This is a genomic window from Microcystis sp. M44BS1 (assembly GCF_020244875.1).
GTDB classification, from domain to species: Bacteria; Cyanobacteriota; Cyanobacteriia; order Cyanobacteriales; family Microcystaceae; genus Microcystis; species Microcystis panniformis.
Map to the genome: position 1 here is coordinate 1 of NZ_JADBVM010000274.1, position 6,259 is coordinate 6,259.

Below are 6,259 nucleotides of genomic sequence, written 5' to 3' on the forward strand. Positions count from 1 at the left end.
CTACAGCTACATCAAATGTTCCAAAAAAATATAGAAGAGCTAATGCAAATTAGCCGCTATCGGTTGAAGGATTACATCAAAGGACAAAGAGCTATATCGCTTGCCCTATCTACCTTCTAGCTCGCTTGTCCCCCTCTCAGTTCTAAAGCTCTTTGAGAGAGTTTTTCTGGTTCGCTATCCCACCAAATAAATGTATGGGTATCTAAAAAATTTTTCATGATTCACCTGTCCAAAATTCTTCAGGAAGTGGCTCATCAAAATCTTCGCTAGTCTTAATTTTTCCAGCGTGTAGTCCTGGTTGTCGTAACTTAGGAGAAGGAGTTTCAGACGTTGTTTTTTCAGTATCTCCCCAAGGAATTAGACGAGCTACAGGCTTGTTTCCTTCGGTTATAATAATTTCAGTATCTACCTTTATTAAGGCAAGTAGTTCTTGTAAAGTTAACTGTACTTGATTGAGATCAATAGTTTTGTTTGACATGAATAATTTTCTCTCTTTATTTACTTCACAAAATAAAACAGGATTCAGTGATAACTGCCTCACAAGTTAATAAAGGTTTGGCAACTTTTTCCCATTGCTGAATTGACCAATTGTGATAATTATCACTCCGGTATGTCTTGGAATCGCAGATCTTTTATTTAATTGGGGGTTAAACCACCAAGAATGGCTAGGACTTGCTGAAAAAGTACGGGCGAAGCATTCGGGCAATAACTTATCGCTGAAACCGTAGATTTCCTATCCGAATGCTTCGCCCCTACAGGACGCGATCGATAAACTGTTTGCGTTTCATACAACAATTTTCTCTTCTTGGTAGTTTCCCCTAGTAGCGGAAATTGCTTCCTGTTTATTCAATTCTAATGCTTCACTAAGAGTAATTTTTAGGCTTTCTAATAACTGGTCACGAGATGCTTCTTGACAGTTAACTCCCGGAATTTCTTCTATCCAACCAATCCACCAATCTCCGTCTGGCTGAATGATAGCTGTGTAGGTATTAGTCATAGAATATCTCCTTAGCTAAAATACAAATATATATTATTATACTCGATTTAGGAAACTCTGAAACCGCTCATCTCCCCGAATCTGATCAAAATCTTTATCCGTTTTTGCCATATCTTGATATTCGACATCAAGATTGATGGCGCGTTGTAAGTTTTCGATAGCTAATTCCACATTGTTTTGTAAGCCATAACAGCAAGCTTTATTGTAGTAAGCATTAGCATCATTTGAATTAATTTTAATAGCTCGATCCCAGGATGCGATCGCTTGTTCAAATCTGCCTAAATTATGTAACGCAATCCCTCGGTTGTTCCAAGCATCAGGGTAATCGGGTTTAAATTCTAAAGCTCGATCGTAGGATGCGATCGCTTGTTCAAATCTGCCTAAATTACCCAACGCAATCCCTCGGTTGTTCCAAGCATCAGGGTAATCGGGTTTAATTTCTAAAGCTCGATCGTAGGATGCGATCGCTTGTTCAAATCTGCCTAAATTACCCAACGCAACCCCTCGGTTGTACCAAGCTTGATGGTCATCGGGTTTAATTTCTAAAGCTCGAACCCAGGATGCGATCGCTTCTTCTAATCTGCCTAAATCAGCTAACGCATTCCCTCGGTAGTTCCAAGCATCAGGGTCATCGGGTTTAATTTCTAAAGCTCGATCGTAGGATGCGATCGCTTCTGCCAATCTGCCTAAATTAGCTAACGCATTCCCTCGGTTGTTCCAAGCTTCAGGGTCATCGGGTTTAAATTCTAAAGCTCGATCCCAGGATGCGATCGCTTGTTCGTATTCTTTTCCCATTGCATGAATTAAGCCTTTTTCATTCCACAATTCATATGCTCTAATAGGATCGAGAGATGGGGAATCGCTTAAATAGGCTTTAATTTCGGCTAACTTTTCCTGTCGTTGTTGGGGAGTGAATTGCTTATAGGTATCGAGATCGCCGTCTAAATAAACCAGTCTTATAATTTCTCTTTCCAATATGTCCTTATCCGTCGGAAATTCATAAACTCCCGAATACCAATCAAAAAAATCCGACGCACGACGAATAAAATACCGCAAGGCAAATTCCGGCAATAAGAATACTAAAGTAAAGGGAAATTGCCGCTCAAATCGCTCACGGGATAGGTTTAAATAGCCTAAAATCTTAGGAACTCCGGCCCAAGTTCCCCCATAAACCGGACTTTGACTCGACAAGAAATAGCCTTGACTTTCCGCTTCTTCGTAGCGCAGTAGTGCATTTTCTAAACCGCGCACAAAAAGAATGTTTAGATTGGTATAATTTGGTAGATCGACAATTTTCTCATACAAATTATCGGTTTCTGAATCAAGCTGCAGGACTCGAATATTTTTATTAGGTAAATCTTGACTGATTCCCCGAATAATTTCATCAGCTTGCACGGGAGAACAGCGAACAAAGAGTAAATTAAAGCCATTTTTTCGTCTCAGCGATCGCAGTAATGATTGATAGGATTCTGCTGCTGTTAGGGGTTGCTCTTCTGGCAATCCTTCAAAATCCGACTCCTGAGAGTTAGTTAAGGGTTTTACTTTTGGGTTTGTCATTATTATACTCCTCCCGGTGTGGGTTGGCTGAGGATTGCGTCTTTAAACTCCTTAATTTCGGTAATTAAAGGATGCACATCATACCAACTTTTTAACTCTGCATCTGCATCAAAATAAGCATATTGTAAAATACAACGATTGAATAATAATTTACGATGAGCTTCATCATTTTGAATTTCGTTGGTAAGATATACCTTAGCCAGAATTTTCCACTGCTCGTGTTCTACTGTTCTCTGATAGACATCTCTAGCTTGAGTTATTGCTCTTTGAGCAGCTTTTGCGGTAATAGGTAAAGCATCCACATGATCTAAAGCGGTTTGCATTAATAAAATTAGGTTTCGTACATGACCTCCAGTCATTAAACATAATCGCTCTAGAACTTATTGACTTTCAAAAATATCTGTTTCTAGCTTTTTCGTCGGTAAAAATTGCCGCGTTCTTTTCTCAATAATAGCCTTAATTTTTGCCATACCATCGGGATTAATAGTACGATCAAGATTGCGAAGCATAATCATCGGTAAAACCATCGGGTCATTATCATAAATATCGCGTAGATCATTGGCCCGATTAGAATAGGCCATTGAAATAGGTATAGTATAGATCAAATGACAATTTAACCCCTTTAATTGATTAGCTCGATCTAAAAAAATCTCATCATGATTAGTTTTATGATCTCGCCGATATATCGGTACAATCCGATCTAAGTTATCAACAATTACCACTAATTTTGTTGAATCATCTAAGACAGTTTTGCTATTATCAATAAACTCATTTAGTGCTGTTAACAGCGTAACAGTATGAGGATTGATTTTATTTCTTATTTCTTGTCTTTGACTAGGAATTGCCCGAATCGCCGCAGATAATTTACCAAAGTATTTAATCAAGTCTCCCGTTTCTAATTTGACATCTTCCACTTTAATCTCTGTTAAAGCTAAGTCAATTAAATCCTGCCAACGGGATTTTATCCAGTTTTTTAAAGGGGTTGAATTAGCCTGTTTTAGTTGTTCTAATAAATGGCGCGTACAGGCAATGAGAATATCTGTATATTGAGCATCTTCTGGATCGATATCGTCTTCATCTGCGGCAAAATAAACAACAAAACAATTTTTTTGCTCTAGATATTTTTTCAGCCGCAATAATTCCGTTGATTTCCCCCCTCCTCGATGTCCTGTGTAGAGTTGATGGGTGTAGTCTGTTGGCAGCGCACGAATAATTTTTCTGCCTAAATCTTGACAAACATCGGCATCCGCTCTCACTGCTTTTAGATCCACATAAAAGGGACTATCGGCAGGTAAAGGAACTGGTTTAAAGGCATTAGCAAGATTAGCGATCAATTGTTCAGACATAGGCGACTATAGCTTGATTGATGTCATTATTATAACAATACTTATTGACAAGATGTTATACCAAATCCGTTTTTAATATTACGACTAACTCTCGATCGAACTTCAAAAACCCAGTTATGGATTTTTTCCCCCTACTCCCCACTCCCGATTAAAATTGAATTGCACTCATATCTAGGGATAAAAAGCGATCGAGTCCTAAATACATCCAATAAATAGAGTTTGGGGATTCCTGAATAGTTTTTTGAAATCCCAAGGCTGCGGCTAATTTCTCATAATCGGGATGAATAATCAAAGTATGTAAATCGCAGAGATTAGGAAAATCTAAGGTCATTATCTGGAGAGTTTTTTGGGCATCTTGCAGAAAAATTAAACGATATTTTTCTAAATAATTAGCATCAATCATCCAACTGCGAATAAATACCGAAAGACAATTTTCATCTCCCACGGATGCCATTTTAAAAGGATCCTGTTCATTGATCGCACTTAGATGTAAACTCTTGTTAGGAGAGGAAAAAAAATTCGCTTCCGACTCGTTTGCGGTGGGATAGAGGAGATAAAAACCGACGGGATTAAGATTATCTACCCGACGCAAAACTCGCATACCTGTAGTGTAATCTTTTGCCCAACCCCGCAACAGACGAGAAATGCGATGGGGAATTGCTTCAGCATTGCGATTCATCCAGTTATAATTGCGTGTCAGCAAGTTAGCCACAGGAATCGCATCACAACGGGGATTAAATTGATCTAATTGCAATTCTACAGATGATTCCGAGCTATCAGGCTCTAAAATCCCCGTAATTGGCTTGATTTTAATTCTGGTTGTGTTGCCGTCAAAAATTTTTTCGATTAAACCAAGGGCCGCTAATTTATCTAACATCATACCCGCCGAGCGTTCGCTGCCCTGATCCTGATCCTGATAAAATAAATCCGATGCTTGCCGATGGGTACAGATAATGGCAGTGGTGGGAAAAATTAACTGGGATAAAGGGGGTTTTGCCTGTCCCTCCTTGGCGATCGCATAAATCCAGAGACGCAGAAAACAAGTGGCACGCACCCGGGTTAATCCCACTCTCCCCACCAAGCACTCGATCATTTGTTCTTGTTTTTCCCAAGAAAACCAAATTTTCAGATGTTTAATCTCCATCTTTTTGCTCCTAGATTCTGACAACGATTATACTTGATACTTCACCCCACTTCACCCCACTTCACCCCAGTTCTCAACCCTCCCCCTACTAGATAGCGCTCATTGTTGTTGCACCTCTAGAACCGACAGAATGGTTCCAGAAACATTTAGGAGACGATTATGAACGATAAAAAATACGGTACTGCTCCCAGTCATACTCAAGCGTGGATTTTTCAAACTTGGTTATCTTTTATTGTCTCTATTTCTGCCACTTCTTTAGGAGTTATTTATCTACCAGTAGATCCGTGGATTAAAGGTTATTTAGGCATGGGTTTACTATTTAGCGTCGGTTCCACCATTAATTTATCAAAAACTGTCCGCGATGTCGAAGAATCTAAACGCTTAATTAATCGCATTGACGAAGTAAAGTTAGAACGGATATTGACTCAGTACGATCCTTATAAGGAGTAGTTTTTCTCAGTTATTGGTTATCAGTTTTTTTTCGATTATTCTCACTCTTTTTTCTGACTTAGGAGAGTTTATATGCTATTCACAACTAATCTAATCAGTGTGACCAAAGGAATAATTTCTCTTTTACAAAATCCCAGTAACATTCTGTATGTATATGATATTGAAGATGGCTTAAAAGAGAGTTGGTTACAGCGATTATCTTTGCAATATGTTAAAAGCGATCGGGAGCATCTCACCTTTGTAACTCCTAAATTAAGTTTTATGTCAAGCTATTTTGAAAGCCTTGCTAGAAGCAAGTTTCATCGACAAGTATAATTACTCACTTGCACAAATGAGATGCCTCCTCCCTAACAAATAAACAAACCAATAGATACTTGAGGCAATGATGATTGCAGAATTAAATATCCGGTTAGAAGCCCACGAAAAAACAACCGAAGAGATAAGGCTACGGAAGGAAGCTATCGACCGGCAGTCGGCCGAGTTTAACCAGTGGATGACCAGAATCAAAGCCAGGCTGGATGCGATCGCAGGCAAGATCGAACAGGCCAAAAACAACACCAAGTAGAGCGAACGCAAAGCGCTCGCTACGCCAGATCGCATTCTCTCGCTCAAAGGAAAAGGTGCTTCTTGACATCCTCGCCGCCCTAAAAGTGCGGCGATTCCTAAACCTCACGATTTAAGTTTCTGCTTCCACCACCGTCGCATACCACAGTTAAAAAACCATGTACTGTCTTACACAGAGTCCACAGACTTTCGCCCCATTTC

9 protein-coding genes are annotated in these 6,259 nt (G+C 39.4%); 3 read left to right on the forward strand and 6 right to left on the reverse strand.

The window, feature by feature from the left end:
• Nucleotides 1-214: 214 nt before the first annotated feature.
• From IM515_RS20845 to IM515_RS20870, 6 genes are all read right to left on the reverse strand, one after another.
• Complete coding sequence (locus IM515_RS20845; RefSeq protein WP_193957390.1) at nucleotides 215-478, reverse strand: type II toxin-antitoxin system Phd/YefM family antitoxin; 264 nt, start codon at nucleotides 476-478, stop codon at nucleotides 215-217.
• Nucleotides 479-784: 306 nt separating this feature from the next.
• Complete coding sequence (locus IM515_RS20850) at nucleotides 785-997, reverse strand: hypothetical protein (RefSeq protein ID WP_002760549.1); 213 nt, start codon at nucleotides 995-997, stop codon at nucleotides 785-787.
• A 36-nt stretch (nucleotides 998-1,033) separates the two neighbouring features.
• Complete coding sequence (locus IM515_RS20855; RefSeq protein WP_287630506.1) at nucleotides 1,034-2,554, reverse strand: tetratricopeptide repeat protein; 1,521 nt, start codon at nucleotides 2,552-2,554, stop codon at nucleotides 1,034-1,036.
• A 2-nt stretch (nucleotides 2,555-2,556) separates the two neighbouring features.
• Nucleotides 2,557-2,913: a hypothetical protein gene (locus IM515_RS20860; protein WP_287630507.1), complete on the reverse strand. Its 357-nt coding sequence runs from the start codon at nucleotides 2,911-2,913 to the stop codon at nucleotides 2,557-2,559.
• A 21-nt stretch (nucleotides 2,914-2,934) separates the two neighbouring features.
• Nucleotides 2,935-3,900 (reverse strand): P-loop NTPase fold protein, encoded by a 966-nt coding sequence (locus IM515_RS20865; RefSeq protein WP_287630508.1) that lies wholly within the window; start codon nucleotides 3,898-3,900, stop codon nucleotides 2,935-2,937.
• 148 nt (nucleotides 3,901-4,048) lie between these two features.
• Complete coding sequence (locus IM515_RS20870) at nucleotides 4,049-5,044, reverse strand: hypothetical protein (protein WP_287630509.1); 996 nt, start codon at nucleotides 5,042-5,044, stop codon at nucleotides 4,049-4,051.
• Nucleotides 5,045-5,203: 159 nt separating this feature from the next.
• Between IM515_RS20870 and IM515_RS20875 the strand changes: the two genes are divergently transcribed.
• The 3 genes from IM515_RS20875 (at nucleotide 5,204) to IM515_RS20885 (ending at nucleotide 6,059) form a co-directional block, all read left to right on the forward strand.
• Complete coding sequence (locus IM515_RS20875; protein WP_002758035.1) at nucleotides 5,204-5,494, forward strand: YiaA/YiaB family inner membrane protein; 291 nt, start codon at nucleotides 5,204-5,206, stop codon at nucleotides 5,492-5,494.
• 72 nt (nucleotides 5,495-5,566) lie between these two features.
• Complete coding sequence (locus IM515_RS20880) at nucleotides 5,567-5,809, forward strand: hypothetical protein (protein WP_287630510.1); 243 nt, start codon at nucleotides 5,567-5,569, stop codon at nucleotides 5,807-5,809.
• 67 nt (nucleotides 5,810-5,876) lie between these two features.
• On the forward strand, nucleotides 5,877-6,059 hold the full coding sequence (locus IM515_RS20885; RefSeq protein ID WP_287630511.1) for a hypothetical protein: 183 nt from the start codon (nucleotides 5,877-5,879) through the stop codon (nucleotides 6,057-6,059).
• Nucleotides 6,060-6,259: the final 200 nt, after the last annotated feature.

Bases quoted from the DNA above. Each gene is read 5' to 3' on its own strand.
- IM515_RS20880 (WP_287630510.1), top strand. From the start codon at position 5,567: ATGCTATTCACAACTAATCTAATCAGTGTGACCAAAGGAATAATTTCT.
- IM515_RS20875 (WP_002758035.1), top strand. From the start codon at position 5,204: ATGAACGATAAAAAATACGGTACTGCTCCCAGTCATACTCAAGCGTGG.
- IM515_RS20850 (WP_002760549.1), bottom strand. From the start codon at position 997: ATGACTAATACCTACACAGCTATCATTCAGCCAGACGGAGATTGGTGG.
- IM515_RS20870 (WP_287630509.1), bottom strand. From the start codon at position 5,044: ATGGAGATTAAACATCTGAAAATTTGGTTTTCTTGGGAAAAACAAGAA.
- IM515_RS20855 (WP_287630506.1), bottom strand. From the start codon at position 2,554: ATGACAAACCCAAAAGTAAAACCCTTAACTAACTCTCAGGAGTCGGAT.
- IM515_RS20845 (WP_193957390.1), bottom strand. From the start codon at position 478: ATGTCAAACAAAACTATTGATCTCAATCAAGTACAGTTAACTTTACAA.
- IM515_RS20885 (WP_287630511.1), top strand. From the start codon at position 5,877: ATGATGATTGCAGAATTAAATATCCGGTTAGAAGCCCACGAAAAAACA.
- IM515_RS20865 (WP_287630508.1), bottom strand. From the start codon at position 3,900: ATGTCTGAACAATTGATCGCTAATCTTGCTAATGCCTTTAAACCAGTT.
- IM515_RS20860 (WP_287630507.1), bottom strand. From the start codon at position 2,913: ATGACTGGAGGTCATGTACGAAACCTAATTTTATTAATGCAAACCGCT.